Source organism: Faecalibacterium prausnitzii, from assembly GCF_003287495.1.
Lineage (GTDB): Bacteria > Bacillota > Clostridia > Oscillospirales > Ruminococcaceae > Faecalibacterium > Faecalibacterium prausnitzii_I.
The window spans coordinates 46,234-71,428 of record NZ_PRLE01000006.1 but is presented as its reverse complement, the minus strand read 5'-3'; the positions used below and the strand labels follow the sequence as shown (position 1 = coordinate 71,428).

Below are 25,195 nucleotides of genomic sequence, written 5' to 3'. Positions count from 1 at the left end.
TCTTTTAAAGGAGCACACACATGCTGGCGAGTATCTTTTCGCTCAATGTCATTCAGACCGCGCTGGAGCTGGGCTGCATTTACGCCCTGGTGGCGCTGGCGCTGTTTCTGAGCTATTCCATCCTGAACATTGCGGACCTGTCCACCGACGGCTGCTTTACCCTGGGCTGCGCCGTGGCGTGTCAGGTGGCGCTGACAGGGCACCCGTTCCTGGCGTTGCTGGCGGCCATGGCGGCGGGCGTGTGCTCCGGTTTCGTGACAGCCTTTTTGCAGACCCGCCTCGGTGTGGAGAGCATCATGGCGGGCATCATCGTCAACACCGGCCTGTACACCATCAACCTGGCGGTCATGGGGTTCTCCTCCACCCTGTCGCTGGTCAAGACGGACACGGTCTTCTCCATCGCCAAGAGCGCGCTGGTCTTTACAGGCGGCTGGTATAAGCTGGTGCTGGCTGCAGCGGTCATCGCGCTGGCTGGCGCGGCAATGATCGGCTTCCTGGGTACCCGGCTTGGCCTTTCCATCCGGGCCACCGGTGACAACGCCGCCATGGTGCGGGCGTCCAGCATCAACCCTGCATTCACCATCACGGTGGGCCTGTGCATCTCCGGTGCCCTGACCGCCCTCTCCGGCGGCCTGCTGGCCCAGTACCAGAAGAGCTGCGACATCAACGTGGGCACCGGCATGGTCACCATTGCACTGGCCTCCCTCATCATCGGCGAAACGCTGGTGGGCAAGCGCACCATGCTGCGCCGGGTGCTGGGCGTCGTCTTCGGCAGCTGCCTGTACCGCTTTATCGTGGCGGTGGCGCTGCGGTTCAATGTCCCGGCAGCGGCCATGAAGCTGGTCTCCGCCATCATCGTGGCCGTGGCCATCTCGATGCCCGCCATCCAGGCACACTTCGCCTTTGAAAAGCGGAAACATGCGGCACAGAAAAAGGAGGCGGTCTGAGATGGAAATGCTGGAACTGCAAAACCTCCACAAGACGTTCAACCCCGGCACCGTCAATGAAAAAGTGGCTCTGAACGGCGTCAGTCTTACGATGGAAGCGGGTGATTTCGCCACCATCGTGGGCTCCAACGGCGCCGGCAAATCCACCCTCTTCAACGCCATCACCGGCGGCTTCATTGCGGATGAAGGCAGCATTTCTCTGGGCGGGGAGAACATCACGTTTGCGCCGGAGTACCAGCGCAGCAAGGTCATCGGCCACCTGTTCCAGGACCCGCTCAAGGGCACGGCCCCCAATATGACCATTGAAGAAAATCTGGCGCTGGCTTACCTGCGGGCAGGCACCGCGCCCCACGCCATCTTCTCCCGCATCTCCCGCAAGGACAAAGAGATCTTCCGTGAGAAGCTGGCCCTGCTCCACATGGGGCTGGAAGACCGGATGAAGCAGCCTGTGGGCCTGCTTTCCGGCGGCCAGCGGCAGGCGCTGACTCTGCTGATGGCAACGCTCGTCACCCCCAAGCTCCTCCTGCTGGACGAGCACACCGCTGCCCTGGACCCGGCCACCGCCGAGAAAGTGCTGGAGCTGACCAAGAGCATCGTGGCGGAGAAAAAGATCACCTGCCTCATGGTCACCCACAACATGCATCAGGCGCTGGAGCTGGGCAACCGCACCCTCATGATGGATGCAGGCCGGATCGTCTTTGACGTCAAGGGCGAGGCCCGCGGCAAGATGACCGTGGACGATCTGCTGGAGAAGTTCCGCGAGAACGCCGGTAAGGCGCTGGACAATGACCGCATCCTGCTGAGCAAGGTGGAAGCGAATCATGAAATCAGACAATGAAAAAGGGGGCTGTTCCCATCCGGGAACAGCCCCCTTTTTGTAGAAACGCTTTTAAAAATTACTGAACGTACTCAACGGTGTACTCGAAGCCATACTCTTCCTGCAGCTTCTTGACGTCAGCCTCGCAGTCCTCAATAAAGGTAGGAGCGTAGACAGAAGCGCCGTTGTGGGCTTTCTTGTAGTCCTCCACGATCTGCTGCAGCTTTGCCCAGCCCTCGTTGGCCTTTGCCTCGGGGATGCTGTCGGGGAAGTTGATGATGAACTCACGATGTTTGGGGATACGAGCTTTCATAATAGATGTCTCCTTATAAACAATTTGGATCAATTTTCTTGTTTTATACAGAAGCTAAAGATTAGCTTTTGCTTTTCATAAAGACGCTCTTGGCTCTCCCATTGGGAGAGCTGGCGCGTAAGCGCCTGAGAGGGCAAAGCCGTTACAGCTGATAGACTCGCTTGGCGTTTTCGGCAGTCACGCGGAAGACGGTTTCCGGCTCCACGCCTTTTACAGCCGCAATGTACTCGCCCACATAGCGGATGAGGGAGCTGTCGCAGCGGGTGCCGCGCACGGGCTCCGGGGCCATGTAGGGACAGTCCGTTTCCAGAACGATCCGCTCCAGCGGCAGGGCCGCAATGGCCTTGGCCGCCCGCTTGGCACCCTTGAACGTGCAGGCCCCGCCAAAGCCGAAGTACAGCCCCTGCTCTGCCAGCCATTCCGCGTCGTCCGCACTGCCGGAATAACAGTGGACGATGCCTCTGGGCTGGTATTTTTTCAACAGGGCGTAGACATCGGCGTGGGCGCTGCGGTCGTGCACGATGATGGGCTTGCCCAGCTCCAGGCTGAGCCGGAGCTCTGCCTCAAACAGGGCCAGCTGGGCGTCCTTGGGCACGGGCCAGTGGTAGTCCAGCCCGCACTCGCCCACGGCCACCACCTTGGGGTCGTCGTAGTAGGGCGCAAGGGCTTTCATCTCCGCCGCCCAGTCCCCGCCGTAGACGGAGATGGTCGGGGCCGGGCCCTCCTCGCCGCAGTCCTCCACAGCCAGCAGGCTTTCCGGGTGGATGCCGATGGCCGCATACACCCATGGGTAGCGGTGGGCCAGCTCCAGCACTTTGGGGGCATCGCCCGAGTGGGTGGCCTGCTCGCAGACGCCCACCACGCCCTGATCGGGCAGGCTGTCCAGCAGGGCATAACGGTCGGTGTCAAAGGCATGGGCGCTGTAATGCGCATGGGTATCAAAAATAGGGCCCATCAGCGCACCCCCTTTTGGGCAGGGGCTTTGTTCACCAGCCAGATGCCCACGCAGACGAAGACCAGCGCCCCGAGGTACTGCCAGCGGAACAGCGGCTCGCCGTTGAGCAGGGCACTCAGCAGCACATTGACCACCGGGTTCACGAACCCGAAGATGGCAATGCGGCTGACGGGGTTATTCTTCATCAGCAGGGCCCAGATGACATAGCCCGCGCCGCAGATGAACGCCAGATAAAGCAGCACCGGCAGGCCCAGAGCGCTCTGCGGGTGGAGGCTGCCGCCCAGTGCCAGACCGATCAGCAGCAGAGCCAGCCCGCCCACGAACAGGTTGAGGAAGCAGACCGCAAAGCTGTCCGCCTTTTTCGTCACGGACTTGTTCCACGGGCCGGACAGGGTAAAAATGACCGTGGCCAGCAGCATACAGAACACGCCCCAGGCGCTTCCGCCGCCGTGGTTGCCGATAGTGCCGATGAGCACCCCGGCGAAGCCCAGCACGCAGCCCAGCGTTTTGGCCGGTGTCATCCGGTCGGCATCGCCATAGAGGAAATGGGCGAAGATGACGCCCAGAAAGCTCTGGGTGCTGTTGAGGATGCCGCCAAAGGCACCCGTCAGCAGGGCAACGGCCATATAGTAGAACGCATACTGGGCTGTGGTCTGCCACAGGCCCAGGGCGCAGCACTCGCCCAAGACTTTGCCGCAGGGCGGCTGCGGGAGTTTGCCCTCCAGGATCAGGCTTCCCGCCAGCACCAGCAGGCTGCCCAGCATGAACCGGACCCCGGCAAAGCAGAGGATGGAGGCCGTATCACTGGTCTCGATCGCAAACAGGCGGTAGCCCATCTTGATGAACGGGAACGCCGAACCCCACAGCACATTGCAGCCGATGGCCAGCAGCACCGCGAAGAGGGGCGTCCCGAAGATGGCGTCCAGTTTGGCCGAGCGGGAATTTTCAATGTTCGGCATCCGCTCAGTGGATGCGGCTGCCGACCGGAGTGTCGTCGCCGTAGAATGCGATGGAGCAGCCGCCGTCGGCGGTGTCCGCGGCGAAGATCATGCCCTCGCTGACATACTTGCCCTTCATCATGGGGCGGGGTGCCAGGTTGCACACGATACCGATCTTCTTGCCGATGAGGTCTTCCGGCTTGAACCACTTGGCAATGCCGGAGAGGATGCAGCGCTCGCGCTCACCATCGAAGACGGTCAGGTGGAGCAGCTTCTTGCTCTCTTTCAGGTTCTCGCAGGCGCGCACCTCAGCCACGCGCAGCTCCACCTTGCAGAAGGTGTCAAAGTCGATCTCTTCCTCGTGGGTGAAGTCCACACTGCTCTCAGCAGCGTCCTCCTTGGGGGCGGCAGGCTTTGCGGCCTCTTCCTTGGCCTTGTTGGCGGCAGCGGCAGCGGCCTTGCGCTTCTCGTCCTGCTCTTTCAGATAAGCGATCTCCTTGGCCACGTCGATGCGGGGGAACAGAGCGTCGCCCTTGTGGACGGTGTAGGTCTCCTGCACGCCGTAAACGGTCTTGCTCAGGTCGAGGGCGGAAGCATCCAGGCCCAGCTGCTCCATCATCTTGGGAGCGGTGGAGGGCAGGTAAGCGTTCAGCAGGATGGCAGCCACGCGCAGGGCCTCGCACAGGTGGTAGAGCACGCTCTCCAGACGGGCTTTGTTGGCCTCGTCCTTGGCCAGAGCCCAGGGAGCGGTCTCGTCGATGTACTTGTTGGCGCGCTGAATGACCGCGAAGATCTCCATCAGGGCCTGGGGAATGGTCAGGTTGTCCATGTCGGCAGAAACCTTGGAGGCCAGCTCGTTGACCATGGTTTCCAGCTCGGTGTCAATGGCTTCGGTGCCTGCCACATGGTGGACGGTGCCGTCGAAGTACTTCTCACACATGGCCACGGTACGGCTGAGCAGGTTGCCCAGGTCGTTGGCCAGGTCGCTGTTGATGCGGTTGATGAGGGCCTCGTTGGTGAACGTGCCGTCGTTGCCGAACGGGATCTCACGCAGCAGGAAATAGCGGATGGCATCCACGCCGTAGCGGTCGCACAGGACCACGGGGTCCACGACGTTGCCCACGGACTTGGACATCTTGCCGCCGTTCATCAGCAGCCAGCCATGGCCAAACACGCGCTTGGGCAGCGGCAGGTCCAGAGCCATCAGCATGGCCGGCCACAGGATGGTGTGGAAGCGCAGGATCTCCTTGCCCACCATGTGCAGGTCTGCCGGCCAGAACTTGTCGTAGTCGTGGTACTTCTCGTTGCCATAGCCCAGGGCGGAAATATAGTTGCTCAGGGCGTCCACCCAGACATACATGGTGTGCTTGGGGTCGAACGGGACGGGAATGCCCCACTTGACGGAGGTACGGGAAACGCAGGTGTCCTGCAGGCCCTGCTTGATGAACGCGATCATCTCGTTCTTGCGGCTCTCGGGCTGGATGAACTGGGGGTTCTCCTCGTAGAGCTTGAGCAGGCGGTCAGCGTACTTGCCGGTCTTGAAGAAGTAAGCTTCCTCGTGGGCGTCGTAGACCTCACGGCCGCACTCGGGGCACTTGCCGTCCACCAGCTGGCTGTCGGTCCAGAAGCTCTCGCAGGGCTTGCAGTAGTGGCCGGTGTACTCGCCCTTGTAGATATCGCCCTGCTCGTACAGCTTGGTGAAGATCTTCTGGCAGGACTCCATGTGGTAGTCGTCGGTGGTGCGGATGAAGCGGTCGTAGCTGACATCCATCAGCTTCCACAGGTCCTTGACGGTGGCAACGATCTTATCGACGTACTCCTTGGGAGTGACGCCTGCATCGGCTGCCTTGTCCTGGATCTTCTGGCCATGCTCGTCGGTTCCGGTCAGGAACATGACGTCATAGCCCTGCATCCGCTTGAAGCGGGCCAGCGCGTCGCAGGCCACGGTGGTGTAGCTGTGGCCGATGTGCAGCTTATCGCTGGGGTAGTAAATGGGAGTGGTAATGTAGAATGTTTTGTGCTCACTCATGGGTCTGTTTCTTCCTTTCTGTTGCGGCAACAAAAAGCTCCCGTCCCTTGCCGGAAACTCCGGCCAAGGACGAGAGCATTGCTTTCGTGGTACCACCTTGGTTCGCCCGGCCTTTGCAGGCAGAGCCTTGCGCGCTGGCATATAAATAATGTACCAGCGCGGCGCGGTAACGGGCGCACCCGTCGCAGGCTGGAGAAGAAAACTCCCCTTCGCCCGCGCGGCTCAGAGACCATCTTCCACTCCGCGCGGCCTGCCCGCTTCCATCCTCCGGGCTTTCTGTCAGGTGCGGACGGGGTGTACTCTTCTCGTCAAAGCCGATTTGCAGTCTGGGTGCAAAGGGGCAGAACTTTCCCTTTGCATCTTCTACCTATAATACGCAAAAACAGTGAGTTTGTCAACTGAAAAGCCTGAAAGAAAAAATTTGGGATTGAAACATTCTCGATAATGTGATAAAATCAACCATTGACGGACCATAGAGCCCGGCAGAGGCCTGCAAAGCGCCTCTTTGGCCCTGGCGGACAGGGCTTTTTGCGGAAACAGGAATCGTCCCCTTTTTTGGGGAAAATGATCGTGAACGAGGAAGGAATGGAAAAATCGTGATTTCCAAGCGAGAAAAATTGCAGTATGTCTGCACTTTTGTAACAGACATCCTCTCGCTGGCCCTCAGCATAGCGCTGGGCTGGCTGGTGGTGGATAGTCTGCTGGGCAAGGTGGGAAACTACACCGCGCCCGACCTCATCCAGGCGTTCTGCCTGCTGATGCTGGCCTATCTGCTGACGTTTCTGACCTTTGACCAGAGCGAGAACATTACCACCCGTCCATGGAAACGGGAGTTGAAGATCTCGGTCAAATTTAACCTGATCCTGACCCTCATCAACTCGGCGGGCCTGCTGTTGACCAAGGCCCCGCTGCTGAGCTCCCGGTATTTTCTGGTGGCAGTGCCGGTCATCAACGTGGTGCTGATGACGGTGTTCCACAGTGTGCTCAAAAAGCTGCTGACCACCACCCGGAAGAAAAACAGCATGGAAAGCCTGGTGGGCGTTGTGACCACCGGCGAAGATGCCGGGGAAATGGTGCGGGAGCTGCAGCGGGACTGGTCCAAGCGTCTGACGGGCATTGCCCTGCTGGAGATCCCGGAAGAGCAGATCGGCGGCCAGATCGAGGGCGTGGACATCAAGGCCAACTACGATACCTTTATGGACTGGCTGCGGCAGGCCGCGCTGGATGAAGTGTATGTGGACATCCCCATGGACAGCGGTGATTCCTTTGTGCCTTATCTGAAAGAGATGGAGAGCATGGGATTGACCGTCCATTTCCGTCTGCCCCTGCTGGACCGCATCGAGGATGTCTGCTGCGATGAGACCAGCACCGCCCGCCTGAGCCGCAGCCTGAGCCGCTGCGCCGGCGGCAATGTGGTCACCATGGGCACCGTGGAGCTCAAACTCCGCGACCAGGCCCTCAAGCGGATGCTGGACATTGTGGGCAGTCTGGTGGGCTGCATCCTCAGCATCCCCATCATTGCCATCGTGGCCATCCCCCTCAAGCTGGAAAGCCCCGGCCCGCTGGTCTTCAAACAGCGCCGTGTGGGCCGCAACGGCCGTGTGTTCTATATCCACAAGCTCCGCAGTATGTATGTGGACGCGGAGGAGCGGAAGAAAGAGCTGATGGCCCGGAACGAAATGAACGGCCTCATGTTCAAGATGCAGGACGATCCCCGCATCACCAAGGTGGGCAAGTTCATCCGCAAGACCAGTATCGACGAGCTGCCCCAGTTCTTCGATGTCCTCCGGGGCGATATGAGCCTGGTGGGCACCCGGCCTCCCACGCTGGACGAGTACAAGCAGTACGAGAGCCACCATAAGCGCCGCCTGTCCATGAAGCCCGGCATCACGGGCCTGTGGCAGGTGAGCGGCCGCAGCAACATTGAGGACTTTGAAGAGGTCGTCAAGCTGGATACCAGGTACATTGACAACTGGACCATCTGGCAGGATATCAAGATTCTGTTAAAGACGGTCTGGGTGGTCTTTGCAGGCCGCGGCGCCGAATAAGCCGGAACCAGAAATAAAAAACAAGAGCACCAGTTTCCCGCGCAGGAATGCAGGAGGCTGGTGCTTTTTTGGATTCTTTCTATGCAAGAGCGTCTTCCGCAACGTCCATGAGATGGACCGGGTCGAGCTGAAATCTCGTACAGTCTTCTGCAAGCCGCTCCACGAACGCGCGGTCAAGAGAAATGTCAAACAGGGTGGTCAGAAGCACCTGCGAACCGGGGCGGGCGCAATAGACTGCCAAGCCAAAACTCTGATACCATCCAATCTCAGGACAGGTTTGCCGCTCCATCACGCAGCGGTAAACGAACACGGCGGATCACCAACTTTCTGAAAAATATTCGAATGGCCTAATGGCAGGAAAGATGCCTGCATCCCCCAAACGACGGGTCTATAATCCAAAAGAACCCAGGCTAAGAAATCTTTGCCAGAAAAAATGCGCCGAAAAGCGCTATTAAATTGACAGAAAAAGGAAAATCGTGTATTCTTTCGATAGACAAGCATCTCATTGGAAATTTCCGAAGGTATTGTAGCACACGAAGAGGTGCAGAGTAAACAATCGGCGCGGAGAAATTTGGCGGTGCAGAATGTGCCGCCGTGCATTGCGGAAACAGCACGCCACTCTGCGCGGTGATCGAGGAGGGGAGCAGCATGACAGGATATCGAGGACGAATTGCAAGATCGCTGGTAAATGCCCGGGAGAGCGCGGATGTCTCGCAGCGGGAGCTGGCCGAGCGGCTTGGCCGCGACAAGCGGACCGTACAGAAATGGGAGAGCGGTGAGATGAAAATTTCGATGGAAGATTTTCTGGAAATTTTCGACGCCCTGCATGTGGCGGTGGAACCTTACTCCAAATGGATCCGCCACCCGGAGCTCTTCCCCAATGGGCTGGCCGATATCAACAAATTCAACCACGACAAGCGCCGGAGCGCCCTGGTGCACTACTATGGTCGGCAGGCATCGCCCGTGGAGGTCGAGCAGGAATACTACATCCTGTTTGCGGACCACGGCAGCGATTATTACGGGATGCGCCAGCAGCGGATCGCCAACCTGCAGACCCCGCTGCGGGATCGTCGGCGCATCTGCGGCCAGATCATCGGGAACTACTACGAGGCCCGGGAGCTTGGCGCCCTGACCGACCCGAATGGGCCGCAGCCCAACATGGACATCCTGCTGGCCTGTTACCGCGCCAGTGCCGAAAGTGTCCGGAACGGCAGCAACCGCTATGCCATTGACCGGGCCATGCTGGGCCTGGACGACCAGCCATCGACCGACGTTACCGCAGACCTGGAGGAGCCCGTCTGGTAACAGCCGGGCCGCCCCGGCTTGATTTTCCGCCCGCTTTGCGGTATTATAAAAGAGCTATGCATCTCCATACAGCGCATGGCTCTTCTTATTTTGTCTCTGTAGCTCAGCTGGATAGAGCGTTCGCCTCCTAAGCGGCAGATTGTTCGATTCCTTCGAGCAGTGAAAATTGCATAAAACTTATAAATGTCTCAGTAGCTCAGCTGGATAGAGCACACGCCTCCTAAGCGTGGGGTCGGAGGTTCAAATCCTCTCTGGGACGCCAGAAAGCACCGCTGCAAGCCTTTTTTCGGGGTTTGCAGCGTTTTTTTGTTCCTCCTTCTCCCGGTAATTTCACTTCCGTTACCGGGATATTTTTATACGCCGCATGATGTATATTTGCTAATTGGACTCGAACGCTTTTCAGAAATTTGCTAAGAAAATTCTGCGTTTTGCTAATTCGATTTTTCGGATCACTTTGCCGGGGCTTGCGCCGCTATCAGGGCTGCGAGCGCACTCGCCAGCTCCGGCGACTTCTGAAGCTGCTCCACAAGGCTTTCAAGGTCCAGGGTCGCAGGCTCCGATTTTGCCGGTTCCTCCGGCGGACGGACATTGCGAAGATCAGGCTTGGCATAGAAGGCTGTCTCGAATTTCTGAGCATTGACCTTTCTATCCTCGTCCAGAATGTGAGCATAGATACTGGTTATCATGTCGATCTCGGCATGGCCTGTATCGCCCTGGGTGGCTTTCAGATCGCCGTGGTTCAGTTTCAGCTTGTAGGTGGTACTGGAATGACGGAGAGAATGAAAGACCACCTTCGGCAGCCCTGCGTCCTCACGGAGCTTTGCAAACTCTTTGAGGATGATCCGATCCTCGCAGGGGCGTCCATTGGGAAGTGCCACGACCAGATCGAAGTCCTGATACTCGTCGCCAAGGAAGCCTTTCAGCTCGTCCTGGGACTTCTTCCATTCCCGCAGAATGTAGGCAAGCGTTTTCGGCAGCCACACCTTACGGATACTGGAGTCAGTTTTCGGCTTTTTCAGGATAATTCTTGTGCTGGTGTTCGGCATGAGCGGAGTGAAGATGTAATAGATATCCTTCTCACCCAGCGTTTCAATCGCCCGTTTGGATGCCCGTGTCAGCTCCTTGTCGATGTAGACATAGGCGTTATCCGCTGCAATATCTTCATCGGAAATATGGACGTTCTCCCAGGTCAGCCCCAGGATTTCACCCATACGCAGAGAGCAGGCGAAGGAAAGGTTCATTGCTACATAGAGTTTGCTGTCCGTGCATTTGTCCAGGGCAAGACGGATCATATCCGCTGTCCAGATATCCCGTTTCGCATACTCCGTTTTCGGGAGGATCACATTGTCAAAGGGATTTCTTGCGATGATTTCCCATCGTACCGCCTGCTTGAACGCACACCGCAGGAGCTTGATGATTTTTTCAATGGTCTTGTCGCTGACATAGGTGGTAACGGCCTTTCGGGTCTTGGTAGACACCGACTTGGTTTTCTGCAAGGTCTGGATATAACCGTCAACCGCACGGGGAGTAACCGCCTGTACCTCCATATCACCGATGATCGGATTGATATAGTTCGCAATCAGCGCCGTTTGGCTGTCATACATGGACACGCCCCATTTCTTTTCTCCGTAAAGAGATACGAAGTCATAAAGGAATTCGGTGATCGTCTGATTGCTTGGTGGGAGAAAAGTTCCCGTGTGCTGCTGATTTTCGATTTCCGCCTTGCGCTTCAAGGCCTCTTTGTGGGTATGCCAGGTTTCCCACTTCTGTTTGGTTTCTCCGTTTTCATCCACATAGTTGTAAACAACGGAATAGTTTTTCTTTCGCTTGATTATAGATGCCATATCGTTCTTCCTTTCTTGGATCACAGGTCGAGGGAGTCAAGCCACTCGTCAAATGACCGCTTGGAAATGCGTATGGCGTTACCAATTCGCACGATTTTGAAGTGCCCTTCTTTTACAAGGATATATGCGGAAGTTCTTCCGATGCCCAGGATTTGAGCAATATCGTCAACCGTATACGTCCTTCTTTCAGGGGTTTCTTTCTTCGTGCCGTTCCATGTTTGAGACATGAGAACCCCCTTTCAGTTATGAAAAGGAACAGCACGAATATGTGTTGGTAATATAACTTCCACCATTATTTTACCGTGCTGCTCCGCGTTTGTCTGCTGCTAATTGAAAAGTTTACGATCTATCCATAAACTTTCAAAAAAGATAAGTAGGCTTACGGACGGCTGTTGGCACAGCTCCACGGGAGTCTAACCCCGGCCCATGCTGATGGGTGCGGCGCACAATGCTTTGCGGGCGTTCAATGCGCGAGTATCATTATCCTGCCTGCATATCATCGCCCACAGGCTGCCACACCTGTTTTACGGCCCGGTTTTGTCGCTCTCCTGTTTAGCAGGGGTCCCGTCCTGCGGACTTGCAACAGGGTCATGGCGCACCGGCCGACCGGCTCCACACAGACAGATCGTATCCGTCTGCCTTATGCTGCGCCGGAGGCCTCCCGCCGGGCTTTCTTTGTCAAGGAGCTATAACGGGACGCCGCGTGGAAAGGGGAACACGCAGCGCCCGGCCCTGGATCAGCTCAGGTCAAAATCCAGGATGGAAATAATCAGCTTTGCTTCCAGCCGACCGCGCAGATCTTCGTCCACCTGGGGACGGGGATAGCCGTCAGGGCCATAGCTCGTCCGTGTAGACAGCGCGGCAATGTAGCCGGAGTAATGCCGGACTACCCGGTTCACCGCTTCGGGGTCGCCTCCGACAGCGGCGGCGATCACCGGGTAAGGGATCAGCGATGCCCGCGTGCATGCAGATTTAGTCATCCGCTTCACCTCCCATCAGCTCTGTCAGCAGCCGATAGGCTTTATGCCTGCGGGTATTGACCGTCCGGCGGGGCATGTTTATGTACCTGGCGATCTGTGCGTCGGTCATCCGCAGGAACCAGTGCATCATAAAGATTTCCCGGTCCTCCTGGGACAGCCCCAGAAGCGCCTCGGCCAGCCCGTCGTCCTCGATCAGGATCACGGCCCCTCCCACAGGGAAGGGCGTGTATTCCCACGGGTAGAGGTCATATACCGCAAGCTGGGCCATTTCTGCCTCGGACAGTTCTTCTAAAGATGTGAAACGCTTCTGGTGCCGGCTGATCTGGCGATAGCCGTTGCACGCCTCGCATTTCAGCACCTTCTTGCAGTAGCTGTCAAAGGCGTACTGCTTGTGCTCGTAGTGGCGGTCAGGTTTCAAATTCTCACCTCCCTTCGTGCCGGGAGGCAGTTCTTTTCTTCCCCTTTCGCTCACTACTCGTTCACGAGTGGTCTGGTTTGGCCGGTTTTCGGGATCTATCTGAAAAAATATTTTGCCGCTCATAATTGGCTCCTTTCGTTTCGTTCGGGTTGACAGGCCGGAACGAAACGGGGCGGGGAGCGGCAGCCCACGCCCAGGCGCTCAAAGAATCGGGTTTTGTGAGATATGAGCCACAGTATATAAAAAGCGAGCCATAACTCACTTTCATGAGCATGGCTCGCTGCTGCGTTATTGGAATATTTTTCGTAGTGGCATGGGCGTCCGCCGTACAAACGGTAAACCCCGCCTTATTTTGACCTCCTTTGTGTTGGCGCTCTCATCCATATCCCCCTTTACTCCGAAATATGAGTTATAACTCACTTTGCATGAGTTGTATGGTTATTTATATGAGCGGAAGCACACCCTACAATGATGTAGAGGTGATGTGTAGTGAACAATCCGCTGGATCTATTTGCATGGAAGGTGCGGTCAGAACGGAAGCGCCAGCATATGACGCAGAAGCAGTTAGCTGAACGCCTCGGTATGAACCCCCGCACGATCATAGATTTGGAGACCTGCCAGAGTAATCCGAAATTTGAAACGGTGGTCCTTGTCGCCAAAGAACTGAATATCAGCGTGGACGCCGCCATCTTCCCGGAAATGGTAAATCAGACAGTCTCGAAAACAGTCGTGGACTTCTTTGCCGGGAAAAGCGAAGCAGAGATCGAAAAATTTATCGCACTCTGCAAACAGGCGGAAGCCTTCCAGAAAGACGAGTAACGCGGTCGGGTTCGATGTGCCCGGCCGCGTTACTGTTTCACCCGTTTGCTATGCGGGCAGTTTATTCTTCTTTTGTTTTGTAAGCATTTTTCAGATGCTCGAAGGACTCCTGGCTGATAACATGCTCCATCCGGCAGGCGTCCTTTTCCGCCGCTACAGGGTCTACTCCAGCCTCGATCAGCCGGTCGGTAAAGAAGCGGTGCTTTTCGTAGATATGCTCCGCCACTTCCCGGCCCACATCGGTCAGATGCAGGAAATAGTCGCTGTCCATCGTCAGGAACCCCCCGTCCCGCAGGGTTGCCACCGCATGGCACACGCTGGGCTTTGTGACCTCCAGGTGCCGGGCAACATCCACGGAGCGCACCATGCCCATCTTCTTATGGAGAACGAGTATGGCCTCCAGATAGTCCTCCCCGGACGCATGAAGTTTCATAAAAACCTCCCTTGCTTAAAGAGGTTAGACAGCCCAGCCAAGGCTTTCCTGCTGAATATGGAACAGCTTATGATACAGACCGTTCTTCTTCATCAGCTCATCGTGGGTTCCATGCTCTACCAACCGTCCATTGTCAAGGACGAGGATTTGGTCTGCATCTACAACTGTACGGAGCCGGTGAGCAATCATAATGACCGTCTTACCCTCCACCAGTTTGGCAATCGCCTTTTGAACCAGGACTTCATTTTCCGGGTCAAGGGATGCTGTTGCCTCGTCAAGCAGAATAATGGGCGCATTTTTCAGCAATGCGCGGGCGATGGAAATACGCTGGCGCTCACCGCCGGAAAGAGTGCTGCCGTTCTCACCGAGGACCGTCTGATACCCGTCCGGCATTTCCCGGACAAATTCATCACAATAGGCGGCTTTGGCCGCAGCAATTACTTGATCGTCCGTTGCGTTTGGATTGCCAAGACGGATATTGTTCATAACCGTATCATTGAACAGGGTCACATCCTGGAACACGAAGGACATATAAGACATGAGACTTTCCGGCTCCATACTCTTAATGTCTTTTCCGCCCACGGTGATCTTTCCCTGCTGAACATCCCAAAACCGGGCAATCAGTTTGGAAATCGTGCTTTTACCGGAGCCGGACGGGCCAACAAGAGCAGTCACGCTCCCCTGGGGAATTTTACAAGAAACATCTTTGATGACATCTTCCTGATTGTAGGCAAAGGTCACATGGGAAAGCTCAATATCGCAGTTCGGGACCTTTTTTCCTTCACCGTCCATCGCAGGGGTAGTGAGCAGGGTACGCATACGACTTGTGACCACATTCAAATTCAGCAGTGAGGACAGGTTCGCCAGGATCGCCAGGATCGGTCCATAAATCCGTGTGACCATCAGCAGGAACATAAGCAGAGGAAGAAGCTCAATCTGTCCTTGTGTTAGAAGAATAGCGCCAACAAAAATCGTGATACCGATGCCAGCCTGCAAAATCATACTTGCACTGGACATGAACACGCCGACAGCCATCTCCACTTTGATGGCGATTTTTTTCATTGCTAACAGAGCTTTATCCAGCGCGCTGAAATGAGAACCGGACAGCCCGCAGGACTTGATGATCTTCATGCCTTCCAAGTATTCCTGTACCTGGTCAGAAGCAGCCAGCTTTGCGTCAACCTGTTTTTCAAACAGCTTCTTTTGATGGTTCCGGCTGAGCCAGATAATGAGGAAGGCAATCGGAACCGTGATAAATACGCACAAAGCAAGCCGCCAGTCAAAGAAGGCCAGCAGGATGCAGGTCAGGGTCACCGTGATGCCGTTTGCAATCAGCGGAGGGATCGTGCTGCTGAGCAGGGATTCCATGCTGCTGCAATCTGCCATCATATTTGTGGTCAGTTCAGAAAGGTCCTTGGTGTTAAAGAAATTCATCGGAAGTTTCCGCAGATGCTCCGCAATCCGAAGCCGGGTCGTGTTCGACTCTTTATATGAGGCAATATAGGTTTTGCGGTAATCGTTTTTGGCAGCCAGAAATACCAGAATGGCCGAAACAATACCCGCGCCCCACAGCATCCAGATATGGTTCCACTGAATGGAGCCGCCATTGACAAAGGGAGTCAGAATTTCACTGAAAATCATAACAGTTACACAGAACGGAAGAAGCATAGCCAAGTTCGTCAATGTGCAGGCGAAGATTGCTTTTTTCAGATCTGCGTAACCTTTGTCTGATAAAAAGAGAGCTTTTTGTAATCTGCTCATAGTTACACCGCCTTTCCGCTGATTTTCCAGCCAATCGCTTCTGTATAGTGGTTCCACATTTGCGCATAGCGTCCGCCTGCGTCCACCAGCTCGTCATGTTTTCCTTCTTCGATCAGGTGCCCTTTCTCCATGACAATAATCTTATCTGCATTGCGGATCGTGGAGAGGCGGTGTGCGATGATGATAACTGTCTTACCCTGCATCAGCTTTTCAAAAGCTTTCTGGATCAGGTATTCATTCTCCGGGTCGCTGAACGCCGTTGCCTCATCCAGCACGATGATGGGCGAGTCCTTGATAATGGCCCGCGCAATGGCAATTCGCTGGCGCTCGCCGCCAGAGAGATGGATGCCTTTGGAGCCGACCACCGTATGATACCCGTTGGGCAGATTGGAGATGAACTCGTGGCACTGCGCCGCTTTCGCCGCCGCAATCACTTGTTCCTCACTGGCCGAAGGATTGCCCATACGGATATTATCCAAGATGCTCTGCTTGAACAGGAAAATATCCTGGAACACAAAGCTGACATGGCGCATCAGGTCATCCTCCGCCATATCGCGCACATCTACGCCGCCGATGGTAATGCTGCCGGAAGATACGTCCCAAAACCGAGAAATCAGATTGGCAATCGTACTCTTGCCGCCGCCGGACGGGCCGACAATAGCTGTGATCTGTCCCTGTTTTGCTGAGAAAGATACATTTTCCAGGGCTTTCTCGGAAACATCCCCCGTGTAGGAAAAGCTGACATCGTGGAAAGCAACATCATCCCCAACAGGTTTCTTAGGATGAGATGTTTCCGGCATTTCAGGGATGTTCAGAATTTCATCCATCCGAGCCACATTCCCATCAATCTGCATGAACGATTCGGAGATATACATGATTTTGTTCAGTACACCGGAAATTGCGGGTACAAAGAGCAGATAGAAAATGAAGGTCATGGCAAACCCAGCAAAATCATCCGACCTGGAGCCGATTAAAATTCCGACAGGTACAAGGATCAGATAAACATTATTGATGATTGTGGTGAAGGCGGGCATACAGTTCTGCCAGCCTAGGGAAAATTTCAGGACCCACTCTGTATATCCGGTAATTGCTTCTTTGAGTTTTTTGAAAGAGGATGCGGTCTGGTTAAACGCCTTTACAACCGACATTCCACGAACATACTCCACAGAAGCGTTGTTCATTTCTTCCAGGGCTTTTTGGTACTTACCCATATTCTCTTTCATCTCGCCGCTGCCAAAGCCAATGAACTCCGCAACAAACGCCAGAATTATACCGACCAGAGAGGCAAGACCGAACCGCCAGTCAACGGCCAGTAGGATGATGACCATGACAATGGGAGCTGTAATAGAAGCGACAAAATCCGGAAACTGGTGAGCAATAAAGCCCTCTACGCTTTCAATGTTTTCATCCATGATTTTCCGCAGACGTCCGCTGCCAATCGTCAGGTGATACCCAAGTGGAATTTTAGTAATATGGTCTGCAAAGAGAACCTTCAACTCGTACAGCGTTCCGAACGCTGCCATGTGTGAACTGAAAATAGCCAGGAAGTACAGCAGGATATTCGCCACGATCCCGGCGAGCGCCAGCCAGCCGTAATTCATGACCATCCCCATATCCAACTGGTCAAGATTCGGGAAAACACCGATAATTGAGCGGATCATAAAATAGACCGCTATGTACGGGATGAACGAAGCAATGGCCGCCAGTGACGAAAGAACCGCAGCTAAGAATACAAGGCCCTTTCTGTCAGAAGCCAATTCCATGCATCGTGCCAAACCCGTCTTTGGTTTTGCCTGTTTCGATTTTGCGTTTGACATAGCATGAACCCTCCTTAAAAGTGAAAATGGTGAGGTTAGCAACTTCTAACCTCACCATTCATTTTATCAATCTTTGAAATTGCCTGCTACTCCATATCTCTGTTCCGGTGTCAAAAATAGCCCAAAGATACCAGAGAGTTAGTCGTAACTATATTGTCCTTAGACAATGCCTGCCTTCTGAAAATGCTTTTTGAACACGCCTTTTGCAATCAAAGCGCCGACGATGCCTGCAACGAAGGTCACAACAGCAATAATGACTACCATTGTTCCATTCATAAAGCTATGTAGCTCCGTCAGATACTCGGCGCTGACACCATTCGACGTAGACATATCATCCACATAGCCGGTCATAATGACCATAGGGAGATAGGTTCCCAGCGCAAAGAACATCATATACACGGAATAGCCAATGGTATTCAGCCAGAAGCTCTTGTAGTGGCCGATACGGGCCAGAAGCTCAGCAATTACGGCACCGGCAATAAAACCGACGGCAACCGCCCATCCTGCGCCAATCAGGAACTCAATCAGGCCGATCACCACACCGCTCAAGAGAACGCTCCCGGCCTTTGGCACTTTAGCGCGCATCAGCATATAGATAATGCCTCCAGGAATTGCAGCAATGGCGCTCCCAAACGCGAAGGTCACCACGGTAGCTGCGGAGGCAAAGATGCACACCATTACTACGGCAAAGAACAGAACCGTAAAAATGCCCAGTGTAATATAGTCCTTTGCCTTCATTTTGTCGGACACGCCGACAGCTTTTGCTTGTTCACTCATATAGATAGCCCCTTTCTATTATTGGTATATAACTAAGATGAAGTCTTTTCATCCATGCGAATGACACGGGAACAAATCTTCATCAGTAGTTCATTGTCATGGGAAATCACCAAGATGGCTTTCCCTCTTTTGGACAGCGCACTTAAAATTCCTGCAACACTCTCCATGTTTTTGTAGTCCAAGCCGCTTGTAGGCTCATCAAAAATAAGTACCTCTGCATCCCGGAGAGCCGCAACGCCGATAGCAGTGCGCTGCTTTTGCCCACCTGATAGGGACATTGGATGCCGCTCTTTATAAATCGTCAAATTCAGCTCATCCAGAATATCGTCTATTCTCTTTTCGTCTTTATCCTTCTGGTCAGATAATGCCAGCAGTAGTTCCTGGTAAACGCTATCGGTAAACAGTTGATAGTCCGGGTCCTGCATGACAAGATATGCTTTCCTGATCCGCCGTTTGCTTGGGATCATACTGTTTTGGTATAGAACTTCTCCACGGAGTTCCTTCTGCAAGCCACATAAAGTCCGGGCTAAAGTTGATTTCCCACAGCCATTTTTTCCTACCACACCAACAATTTCTCCTGGGTAGACACGAAAATTCAGGTGCTGCGCCACGGGTTTCCCTTTCTCATATCCTATCGCAAGATCTTTAACTTCGACAGCCGGGGTATCGTTTCGAGATGGCATTGTTTCTGGAAGTTCTAACCTTGCAGGCGTATAGCTTCTAAGTCCCAGCGCCTTGATTTGCTCGGTACTGAGTAAATCAAAATCACGGGCGGACCAAGATTGTTTCAGCTTACCATGTTCCATAAGGACAATGCGGTCTGCAATCCCATTCAAGAAGTAAAGGCGATGTTCGGATACAACAATCGTTTTTCCCTGCGCCTTAATCAGCAAAAGCAGCCGCCGTAGTTCTTGGATGGCCTCCGGATCCAAGTTTGAGGAAGGCTCGTCCAAGACAAAAATATCAGGATTTAATGCGTAAACGCTGGCAAAGGCTATGGTCTGCTTTTGCCCGCCGGACAAGTCAAACAGGTTGCGATCCTTTAACTTTTCAATATGTAATTCCCGGATAGTCTGTTGGTAACGGTTCAACATCACTTGATAAGGCATCCCCTTATTTTCCATACCAAACACAATCTCGCTGTCCGTATCCAGGCTGAAGAATTGACTACGCGGATTTTGGAAAACAGAGCCTATCTTGTCTGACAAATCGTGCGGTTGGATCGTGCGGGTATCAACTCCGTCAATGAGAACCGCCCCGGACATTTCCCCTTCGTAAAAGTGGGGAATAAGCGTATTTATCAACCTGGTCACACAAGTCTTTCCACATCCAGATTCGCCAGTGAGAACAACACACTCCCCCTTTTTAATCTGCAAATTGAAATCTTGCAGATTTTCCTGTTCAGCGCCGGAATATTGAAAAGATACATGGTCAATATCAATCATCATCATATCCTCCCATATATCTGGTATTTGCAGAAAAACAGCACAACGAAGGCAACAAGAAAGAAGCACAGTACCATCCAATCTTTAGCATGAACTTTTAGCTGAATGAACGAAGTTCGTTGTGCCGGATTATCAATGCCTCGTGTCACCGCAGAAGCAGATAATTCTTCTGCAATCGAAGCAGAGCGCATCACGATGGGGATAGCGATTGCCTCCAGAATGAGCACAGGGCGCGTGAATACATTTTTCCACGAAAGTGCGATGCCTCTTAACTTCATCGCGTCATAGATATTGTGGATCTCCTCACTGAAAGTAGGAAAAAAGCGCAATACCATAGCGAATGTAATGGTAATGCTCCGAGGAATTTTTAGCGAGTACATGGCCGCAATCAATTCGCTGACTTTCGTTGTAGCGATAAAGGTTGAGGCAAAGAGTACCACGGGTATCATCACCCGAATAAACAATGTGAAGATTGACAAAATAGTTTCGATGGCCTGGGGAAGGAAGGCGCAAAGCTGCTGTATGGCCGCAATCACCACATAAAAGATAAGGTATTTCAATACAATCTTTTTCTGCCCCATCAGGCACGAAAGGATACAGATAAAGAAAAAACACACGCTGCCAAGAATGAAATCCTTCAAGCCGAACACCATAAAGTTGATAAGAATGAATAACAACAACTTTATTCTTGTGTCTATAACAAGCACAAATCACCACCTCCTAAAAATGGGTTGATGCGGTTAGATAAAGCTAACTACATCAACCCATTATACACAGTCCCTCAATTTTTTTCCGCTCCATTCCTTTGAGATGATGCAGAAAATAGCCCGTTCTTCCTATTTATTTTTTCGATAGTCTTTTGGTAACATCCCATACACAGATTGAAACGCTTTAGCAAATTTGCTGGCATTGCTATATCCGAGTTCTAAAGCTATATCCCCGATTTTCATTTTATCTTCCGAGAGCCACTGGGCTGCTAAATTCATTTTGTATTTTTTGAGATACGCATAGGGTGTGTCTCCGTAGATATGAGAAAAAACCAAATGAAAAACAGAGAGGTTTAAGTGTGCTTCCTTTGCCAACTGCTCCAGAGACACTTTTTCATCCAAATGGGAAATGAGGTATTCTCGTATCGCTTTTGTGGTCTGTATCTGTTTCTTATCAAAATACTTCAAATCGCACCCGTTAATCTGTGTCAACTGATCCATGTGGTATAGTAATTCGATAGCTTTGATTTTGAAATAGCCGATCGGCTCCGTCTCAGCGGCAGAATATAATTCTGAAAACAGATGCTTCAACTGCGCTGGGGTATCACTGACATACCACCGTGTTTCAAGTCCCAGCGTTGTTCCTATTTTATCAAGGTCAATAGGGATTGTCTGCATCATCCGGCGTGTTCCATCTGAAAGCGCCTGACGGTCAATGACGAGGCTGACGCCGTAATATTTTCCCAAAGGGAAAGAAAAGGAAACCGGCAAATGCTCTGTTGTCGCAACGCTAAAATAGCCCTCTGGCAAATACGATACAGTGTGGTTAGCAAATTCACATTCATACCGGCCGGTCTGGCAGTGCGTGATCTGAATAATATCTGGATTAAACTTTTGTGTTTCCATAGACTCATCTGATTCAAAATCGAGGAAACAAAGCTGTATTCCCTCAAACAGATTATAGTTTTTTACGATTCCCCGGCCTTTGCAGCCATAATCTACGACTACACGATCATCACTTTGCGCCAGAACTTTGGCCTGCATACCGTACCAGTCTTGATTGAAACTGGCATTTCCCATTATCCTCACTCCAATCAGTTAGTTGTACCTTACTGATTTTATAATAACACACGCTTGGACAAAATTCAAGAAAATAGCCCATTTATAAAAAGTATTTTCTTGAATGTTCGGCCAAAATCTCCGTTTCAAATTGTAGTATTAGTAGAGGGAAAATACGAGGGTAGGGTTACGGTAGCAAGCACAGCCAGCGAGTACCCACTGGCGGATTTTCGGTTTAGGGGGACCCCTGCCCCTAAACACAAAAATTGCTTGCTGGGATAGTCCCAGACCCTTATGAGAAACGGAGGTAGCGCATGGCAAACCGAAAGCGGAATATCCAAATGAAATTCTATGTCACGGAGGACGAAAAGCGGCTCATAGACGAGAAAATGAGCCAGCTCCCCACACGCAGATATGGTGCCTACCTCCGCAAGATGGCGATTGACGGATATATCATCTATACGGACACCGCAGATATCAAGGCGTTCACCAAAGAGCTTTCCGCCATCGGGCGGAACATCAACCAGATCGCCAAGCGGATCAACGCCGGAGGTCCTGCGTATCAGGCCGACATGGACGAGATACGGGAAAGGCTGGACGAGATATGGCAGTTACAAAGACACATCCTATCAAATCAACGCTGAAAGCAGCCATTGAGTATATCTGCAACCCGGAAAAGACGGACGGAAAGCTGCTTGTTTCTTCCTATGGCTGTGCCGCCGAAACTGCGGATATCGAATTTTCCTGGACCCGCTGCCATGCCATCGACAAGGGAACGAACCTGGGCCGTCACCTGATCCAAGCCTTTCAGCCTGGGGAGGTTACGCCGGAACAAGCCCATGAGCTCGGCATGGAGCTCGCAAAAGAAATCCTGGGCGGCAAGTATGAATTTGTACTTACCACCCACATAGACAAAGATCATGTTCATAACCACTTGATTTTCAATGCAGTCAGCTTTGCGGATCATAAGCACTATCATTCCAACAAGCGAAGCTATCACGATATCCGCCGCACCTCCGACCGGCTTTGCAAGGAACATGGTCTGTCTGTCATTATTCCTGGACAGGACAAGGGCAAGAGCTATATTGAACATCAGGCCACGCAGAACGGCACCAGCTATAAGGCAAAGCTGAAAGCGGCCATTGACTGGCTCCTGCCAGCCTGTTCCGATTTAGAAGAACTGCTTCGTCGCCTGCAGAGAGAAGGCTATGAGATCAAGCGGGGCAAATATATCTCCGCCAGAGCGCCGGATCAGAAACGATTCACCCGTCTGAAAACCCTTGGTGTGGACTACACCGAAGAAGCCCTTGCCGCCCGGATCGCCGGACGCTCCAGACCTTCCCGCCAGCCGAAACAGCAAAACGGAAAGATCAGCCTGCTCATTGATATCCAGAACAATATCAAGGCGCAGCAGAGCGCAGGCTTCACCCATTGGGCGAAGCTGAACAATCTGAAACAGGCCGCCAAGACCATGAATTTCCTGACCGAGCACGGGATAAGCAGTTATGGAGAACTGGAAAGCAAACTGACCGCAGTATCCGCACGCAGGGATACCGCTCATGCAGAAATCAAGCGGGTAGAAAGCAGAAGTGCCGAACTTACCCTTGTGATGAAGCACGCCGGCACTTACCGTCAGCTAAAGCCACTTTATGACCGATACCGTAAATCGAATGATAAAGAAAAGTTCCTGCGGGGGCATGAGAGCGCGATCATCCTTTTTGAAGCGGCCGCCAGAGAATTGAAACGGCTGGGGGCTGTGCCGCTGCCGACAACGGAAAGCATGAAAACGGAGCTTGCCAATCTCACCGCAGAAAAGGAACGGCTCCTTGCTGAATACAAAGCCGCAAGAACCGAAGCCCAGGAATACGATACCGTTAAGCAGAATGTGGATGCGCTGCTGACCGTTCCAAAGGAACAGGAACAACAGCGGCGGCATGAACTGGAATAATTTTCTCTGAAAGACGCTGGGCACAGCTCCCGGCATCCTGTATAATGGAACTGCGGAAGGAGGTTTTACCGATGACAAGAAGCGAAGCAATCAAAGCATTTTTCTTCAAAAGTGTACTGCCCGTGATCGTGGCACTGATCTTGTATTGTATCTTCAAATCTGCCTGCGTGAAGAACGGAGAGGTTGACTATGTATGGCTCTGGATACTCTGCGGGCTACCGTTTGGCCTCCATCGGATGTGCCTCTGGATCGTGCCGGGCGGCGGCTCCCTGGGTGGAGGGATCGCCCTGTTTGCGTTGAACTTCATTATCGGCGGCGTGATTGGTGGTTTCGTTCTGGCCTGGCGGTTGATCGTGGCGGTGTGGTATATGCCGCTGACAGTGTATCGGCTGATCGTTAGATGATTTTCTTGCGTCATGGAAATATGGAAAACTGCCGCTCGTGCCGATGGAAAAGCCATTCACAACCTGATGGAAAAAGACAAGCCTTTTCCCACAAGTCTGCAAACAGCTTTCCCACAGCCTCGCAATTCTGGCAGTTTACGCACATTCCCACAACGCCTACTACGGCAAAATTTGCTTCTTTTATAGAAATAGAACCCCTTTCATGTTAAAATTAAAATACATACTCTAAGGAGGTTGAAGCGCATGGACGAAAATAATTCCATCCAGCTTTTTGAAGATAGAAAAATACGCACTGCATGGGATGAAGAACAGGAAGAATGGTATTTCTCTGTTGTGGATGTTATTGCCGTCTTGACAGATAGCTCTAATCCAACAGACTACCTCAAAAAAATGCGTAAGCGTGATGAACAGCTTGCAAGCTACCTGGGGACAAATTGTCCCCAGGTAGCAATGATGGGCGCAACAGGCAAAAAGCGTAAAGTGTTGGCGGCAACGGCTGAACAGGTTTTACGCATTATTCAGTCCATCCCATCACCTAAGGCTGAACCATTCAAACTCTGGCTTGCGCAGGTCGGCCGTGAACGCATCGAAGAAACGATTGACCCGGAACAGGCAATCGACCGTGCATTAGAGACCTATCAGAAAAAGGGATATGATACAGACTGGATTCATCAACGGCTTCTTTCTATCCGTGTCCGTAATGAGCTTACCGCGGAATGGCAGGAGCGCGGCGTACAGCAGGGCAAAGAGTATGCTATTCTCACCGATGAGATCACGAAAGCATGGTCCGGCATGACTACTCGGCAATATAAGAAACTGAAAGGTCTGAAAAAAGAAAACCTTCGTGATAATATGAGCACGATGGAAATTGTTTTGAATATGCTGGCAGAGGCAACAACCACAGAACTGTCAAAAGCACATCAGCCGGAAGGTTTTTCTGAAAGTCAGAAGATTGCCCGTCGTGGCGGCAGCTATGCCGGTCAGGTTCGACAGGATATCGAAAAGGATACCGGGCGGCCGGTCATTACATCGCAGAACGCCGCACAGCTTAATGCCGTAGTCGTTGACATGATAGAAAGTGTAGCGGAAACGGAAAAGCCTGATAATGACGAAAATAAATAAAAAAAGCGGGAGTACAGCCAATCGGATGAACCGAAAAGCTGTACTCCCGTTTTGCATGACAGAAAGTGTTTGAAATCAAGCCTTTTCCTCTGCGTGCCGACAAATAACCGGCACATAATAAATCATAAAGGCTCCCTTTGAAAATACGGATACAGGAAATTATTCTGCGGTTTTTCTACCCCTATCTTCACAGATTTTAGACCGTTTGGAACTGTAATGCGGACAAGCGACCAGACACGCCCGGAAACTCTGCTTGCAGCCGTGAACACATTTTTTGCAGATATGGTTATACTGCCGTCTGCCGTTCTC

At 52.8% G+C, this 25,195-nt stretch carries 25 protein-coding genes and 1 tRNA gene; 10 read left to right on the top strand and 16 right to left on the bottom strand.

Annotated elements, in window-relative coordinates:
* Positions 1 to 20: 20 nt before the first annotated feature.
* Together C4N22_RS10810 and C4N22_RS10805 are read left to right on the top strand one after the other, a co-directional pair.
* Entirely contained in the window at positions 21 to 947 is a 927-nt protein-coding gene (locus C4N22_RS10810; RefSeq protein WP_112148979.1) for an ABC transporter permease, read from the top strand.
* A gap of 7 nt (positions 948 to 954) precedes the next feature.
* Positions 955 to 1,785, top strand: coding sequence for an ABC transporter ATP-binding protein (locus C4N22_RS10805; protein WP_347476111.1), 831 nt, complete (start codon positions 955 to 957; stop codon positions 1,783 to 1,785).
* Positions 1,786 to 1,843: 58 nt separating this feature from the next.
* Here C4N22_RS10805 and C4N22_RS10800 read toward each other — a convergent pair whose 3' ends face one another.
* The 4 genes from C4N22_RS10800 to metG form a co-directional block, all read right to left on the bottom strand.
* Positions 1,844 to 2,077 carry a hypothetical protein gene (locus C4N22_RS10800; RefSeq protein ID WP_022256116.1) on the bottom strand — a complete coding sequence of 78 codons (234 nt, stop codon included), beginning with the start codon at positions 2,075 to 2,077 and terminating at the stop codon, positions 1,844 to 1,846.
* 142 nt (positions 2,078 to 2,219) lie between these two features.
* A complete protein-coding gene (locus C4N22_RS10795) occupies positions 2,220 to 3,035 on the bottom strand; it encodes a TatD family hydrolase (RefSeq protein WP_112148977.1) in 816 nt (271 codons plus the stop codon).
* Entirely contained in the window at positions 3,032 to 3,991 is a 960-nt protein-coding gene (locus C4N22_RS10790; protein ID WP_112148976.1) for a DMT family transporter, read from the bottom strand. The genes C4N22_RS10795 and C4N22_RS10790 overlap by 4 nt, the downstream gene beginning before the upstream one ends.
* 4 nt (positions 3,992 to 3,995) lie before the next feature.
* Positions 3,996 to 5,999 carry a methionine--tRNA ligase gene (metG, locus tag C4N22_RS10785; protein ID WP_112148975.1) on the bottom strand — a complete coding sequence of 668 codons (2,004 nt, stop codon included), beginning with the start codon at positions 5,997 to 5,999 and terminating at the stop codon, positions 3,996 to 3,998.
* Between the two features lie 596 nt (positions 6,000 to 6,595).
* Here metG and C4N22_RS10780 point away from each other — a divergent pair.
* Complete coding sequence (locus tag C4N22_RS10780; RefSeq protein WP_112148974.1) at positions 6,596 to 8,047, top strand: sugar transferase; 1,452 nt, start codon at positions 6,596 to 6,598, stop codon at positions 8,045 to 8,047.
* Positions 8,048 to 8,126: 79 nt separating this feature from the next.
* Here the strand turns inward: C4N22_RS10780 and C4N22_RS12945 are convergent, their stop codons facing one another.
* Complete coding sequence (locus C4N22_RS12945) at positions 8,127 to 8,357, bottom strand: DUF6514 family protein (RefSeq protein WP_431602988.1); 231 nt, start codon at positions 8,355 to 8,357, stop codon at positions 8,127 to 8,129.
* 338 nt (positions 8,358 to 8,695) lie between these two features.
* Here C4N22_RS12945 and C4N22_RS10770 point away from each other — a divergent pair, with 338 nt between their 5' ends.
* Both C4N22_RS10770 and C4N22_RS10765 read left to right on the top strand, forming a co-directional pair.
* A complete protein-coding gene (locus C4N22_RS10770) occupies positions 8,696 to 9,352 on the top strand; it encodes a helix-turn-helix domain-containing protein (protein ID WP_112148972.1) in 657 nt (218 codons plus the stop codon).
* 185 nt (positions 9,353 to 9,537) lie between these two features.
* Positions 9,538 to 9,614, top strand: a tRNA-Arg gene (locus C4N22_RS10765).
* A gap of 187 nt (positions 9,615 to 9,801) precedes the next feature.
* Here C4N22_RS10765 and C4N22_RS10760 read toward each other — a convergent pair.
* The 4 genes from C4N22_RS10760 to C4N22_RS10745 all read right to left on the bottom strand — a co-directional run bounded on the left by C4N22_RS10760 (position 9,802) and on the right by C4N22_RS10745 (position 12,717).
* Positions 9,802 to 11,196, bottom strand: a complete 1,395-nt coding sequence (locus tag C4N22_RS10760; RefSeq protein WP_172680789.1) for a site-specific integrase — start codon at positions 11,194 to 11,196, stop codon at positions 9,802 to 9,804.
* Positions 11,197 to 11,216: 20 nt separating this feature from the next.
* Positions 11,217 to 11,423 (bottom strand): helix-turn-helix domain-containing protein, encoded by a 207-nt coding sequence (locus tag C4N22_RS10755; RefSeq protein ID WP_005541444.1) that lies wholly within the window; start codon positions 11,421 to 11,423, stop codon positions 11,217 to 11,219.
* 510 nt (positions 11,424 to 11,933) lie between these two features.
* A complete protein-coding gene (locus tag C4N22_RS10750) occupies positions 11,934 to 12,176 on the bottom strand; it encodes a helix-turn-helix domain-containing protein (RefSeq protein WP_008817058.1) in 243 nt (80 codons plus the stop codon).
* Positions 12,169 to 12,717: a sigma-70 family RNA polymerase sigma factor gene (locus C4N22_RS10745; protein ID WP_112148971.1), complete on the bottom strand. Its 549-nt coding sequence runs from the start codon at positions 12,715 to 12,717 to the stop codon at positions 12,169 to 12,171. The genes C4N22_RS10750 and C4N22_RS10745 overlap by 8 nt, the downstream gene beginning before the upstream one ends.
* A 366-nt stretch (positions 12,718 to 13,083) precedes the next feature.
* Here C4N22_RS10745 and C4N22_RS10740 point away from each other — a divergent pair, with 366 nt between their 5' ends.
* Positions 13,084 to 13,413: a helix-turn-helix domain-containing protein gene (locus tag C4N22_RS10740; RefSeq protein WP_112148970.1), complete on the top strand. Its 330-nt coding sequence runs from the start codon at positions 13,084 to 13,086 to the stop codon at positions 13,411 to 13,413.
* A 61-nt stretch (positions 13,414 to 13,474) separates the two neighbouring features.
* Here the strand turns inward: C4N22_RS10740 and C4N22_RS10735 are convergent, their stop codons facing one another.
* The 7 genes from C4N22_RS10735 to C4N22_RS10705 all read right to left on the bottom strand — a co-directional run bounded on the left by C4N22_RS10735 (position 13,475) and on the right by C4N22_RS10705 (position 21,433).
* A complete protein-coding gene (locus tag C4N22_RS10735; RefSeq protein WP_112148969.1) occupies positions 13,475 to 13,846 on the bottom strand; it encodes a metal-dependent transcriptional regulator in 372 nt (123 codons plus the stop codon).
* A 24-nt stretch (positions 13,847 to 13,870) separates the two neighbouring features.
* Complete coding sequence (locus tag C4N22_RS10730) at positions 13,871 to 15,607, bottom strand: ABC transporter ATP-binding protein (protein WP_112148968.1); 1,737 nt, start codon at positions 15,605 to 15,607, stop codon at positions 13,871 to 13,873.
* Between the two features lie 2 nt (positions 15,608 to 15,609).
* Positions 15,610 to 17,424 (bottom strand): ABC transporter ATP-binding protein, encoded by a 1,815-nt coding sequence (locus C4N22_RS10725; protein ID WP_112148967.1) that lies wholly within the window; start codon positions 17,422 to 17,424, stop codon positions 15,610 to 15,612.
* Positions 17,425 to 17,583: 159 nt separating this feature from the next.
* Positions 17,584 to 18,201, bottom strand: coding sequence for an MptD family putative ECF transporter S component (locus C4N22_RS10720; RefSeq protein WP_058722589.1), 618 nt, complete (start codon positions 18,199 to 18,201; stop codon positions 17,584 to 17,586).
* Positions 18,202 to 18,233: 32 nt separating this feature from the next.
* Complete coding sequence (locus tag C4N22_RS10715; protein ID WP_242981012.1) at positions 18,234 to 19,652, bottom strand: ABC transporter ATP-binding protein; 1,419 nt, start codon at positions 19,650 to 19,652, stop codon at positions 18,234 to 18,236.
* Complete coding sequence (locus C4N22_RS10710; protein ID WP_058722591.1) at positions 19,649 to 20,353, bottom strand: energy-coupling factor transporter transmembrane component T; 705 nt, start codon at positions 20,351 to 20,353, stop codon at positions 19,649 to 19,651. Before C4N22_RS10710 ends, C4N22_RS10715 begins: the two co-directional genes overlap by 4 nt.
* 129 nt (positions 20,354 to 20,482) lie before the next feature.
* Positions 20,483 to 21,433, bottom strand: a complete 951-nt coding sequence (locus C4N22_RS10705) for a helix-turn-helix domain-containing protein (RefSeq protein WP_112148965.1) — start codon at positions 21,431 to 21,433, stop codon at positions 20,483 to 20,485.
* A gap of 293 nt (positions 21,434 to 21,726) precedes the next feature.
* On the opposite strand from C4N22_RS10705, the gene C4N22_RS10700 reads away from it, so the two are divergent.
* The 4 genes from C4N22_RS10700 (at position 21,727) to C4N22_RS10685 (ending at position 24,886) form a co-directional block, all read left to right on the top strand.
* Positions 21,727 to 22,056, top strand: coding sequence for a MobC family plasmid mobilization relaxosome protein (locus tag C4N22_RS10700; RefSeq protein ID WP_016300376.1), 330 nt, complete (start codon positions 21,727 to 21,729; stop codon positions 22,054 to 22,056).
* The gene (locus C4N22_RS10695) at positions 22,017 to 23,360 is read left to right on the top strand and encodes a relaxase/mobilization nuclease domain-containing protein (protein WP_112148964.1); all 1,344 of its coding nucleotides are present in this window, start codon (positions 22,017 to 22,019) and stop codon (positions 23,358 to 23,360) included. Before C4N22_RS10700 ends, C4N22_RS10695 begins: the two co-directional genes overlap by 40 nt.
* Positions 23,361 to 23,431: 71 nt before the next feature.
* A complete protein-coding gene (locus C4N22_RS10690; protein ID WP_112148963.1) occupies positions 23,432 to 23,764 on the top strand; it encodes a DUF6050 family protein in 333 nt (110 codons plus the stop codon).
* Between the two features lie 234 nt (positions 23,765 to 23,998).
* The gene (locus C4N22_RS10685; RefSeq protein WP_431602987.1) at positions 23,999 to 24,886 is read left to right on the top strand and encodes a BRO-N domain-containing protein; all 888 of its coding nucleotides are present in this window, start codon (positions 23,999 to 24,001) and stop codon (positions 24,884 to 24,886) included.
* Positions 24,887 to 25,195 lie beyond the last annotated feature (309 nt).

What these genes read in the sequence shown, in the direction of transcription:
- C4N22_RS10810 (WP_112148979.1), top strand. Translation starts at nt 21, where the DNA reads ATGCTGGCGAGTATCTTTTCGCTCAATGTCATTCAGACCGCGCTGGAG.
- C4N22_RS10805 (WP_347476111.1), top strand. Translation starts at nt 955, where the DNA reads ATGCTGGAACTGCAAAACCTCCACAAGACGTTCAACCCCGGCACCGTC.
- C4N22_RS10800 (WP_022256116.1), bottom strand. Translation starts at nt 2,077, where the DNA reads ATGAAAGCTCGTATCCCCAAACATCGTGAGTTCATCATCAACTTCCCC.
- C4N22_RS10790 (WP_112148976.1), bottom strand. Translation starts at nt 3,991, where the DNA reads ATGCCGAACATTGAAAATTCCCGCTCGGCCAAACTGGACGCCATCTTC.
- metG (WP_112148975.1), bottom strand. Translation starts at nt 5,999, where the DNA reads ATGAGTGAGCACAAAACATTCTACATTACCACTCCCATTTACTACCCC.
- C4N22_RS10770 (WP_112148972.1), top strand. Translation starts at nt 8,696, where the DNA reads ATGACAGGATATCGAGGACGAATTGCAAGATCGCTGGTAAATGCCCGG.
- C4N22_RS10760 (WP_172680789.1), bottom strand. Translation starts at nt 11,196, where the DNA reads ATGGCATCTATAATCAAGCGAAAGAAAAACTATTCCGTTGTTTACAAC.
- C4N22_RS10755 (WP_005541444.1), bottom strand. Translation starts at nt 11,423, where the DNA reads ATGTCTCAAACATGGAACGGCACGAAGAAAGAAACCCCTGAAAGAAGG.
- C4N22_RS10750 (WP_008817058.1), bottom strand. Translation starts at nt 12,176, where the DNA reads ATGACTAAATCTGCATGCACGCGGGCATCGCTGATCCCTTACCCGGTG.
- C4N22_RS10745 (WP_112148971.1), bottom strand. Translation starts at nt 12,717, where the DNA reads ATGAGCGGCAAAATATTTTTTCAGATAGATCCCGAAAACCGGCCAAAC.
- C4N22_RS10735 (WP_112148969.1), bottom strand. Translation starts at nt 13,846, where the DNA reads ATGAAACTTCATGCGTCCGGGGAGGACTATCTGGAGGCCATACTCGTT.
- C4N22_RS10730 (WP_112148968.1), bottom strand. Translation starts at nt 15,607, where the DNA reads ATGAGCAGATTACAAAAAGCTCTCTTTTTATCAGACAAAGGTTACGCA.
- C4N22_RS10725 (WP_112148967.1), bottom strand. Translation starts at nt 17,424, where the DNA reads ATGTCAAACGCAAAATCGAAACAGGCAAAACCAAAGACGGGTTTGGCA.
- C4N22_RS10720 (WP_058722589.1), bottom strand. Translation starts at nt 18,201, where the DNA reads ATGAGTGAACAAGCAAAAGCTGTCGGCGTGTCCGACAAAATGAAGGCA.
- C4N22_RS10715 (WP_242981012.1), bottom strand. Translation starts at nt 19,652, where the DNA reads ATGATGATGATTGATATTGACCATGTATCTTTTCAATATTCCGGCGCT.
- C4N22_RS10705 (WP_112148965.1), bottom strand. Translation starts at nt 21,433, where the DNA reads ATGGGAAATGCCAGTTTCAATCAAGACTGGTACGGTATGCAGGCCAAA.
- C4N22_RS10700 (WP_016300376.1), top strand. Translation starts at nt 21,727, where the DNA reads ATGGCAAACCGAAAGCGGAATATCCAAATGAAATTCTATGTCACGGAG.
- C4N22_RS10695 (WP_112148964.1), top strand. Translation starts at nt 22,017, where the DNA reads ATGGCAGTTACAAAGACACATCCTATCAAATCAACGCTGAAAGCAGCC.
- C4N22_RS10690 (WP_112148963.1), top strand. Translation starts at nt 23,432, where the DNA reads ATGACAAGAAGCGAAGCAATCAAAGCATTTTTCTTCAAAAGTGTACTG.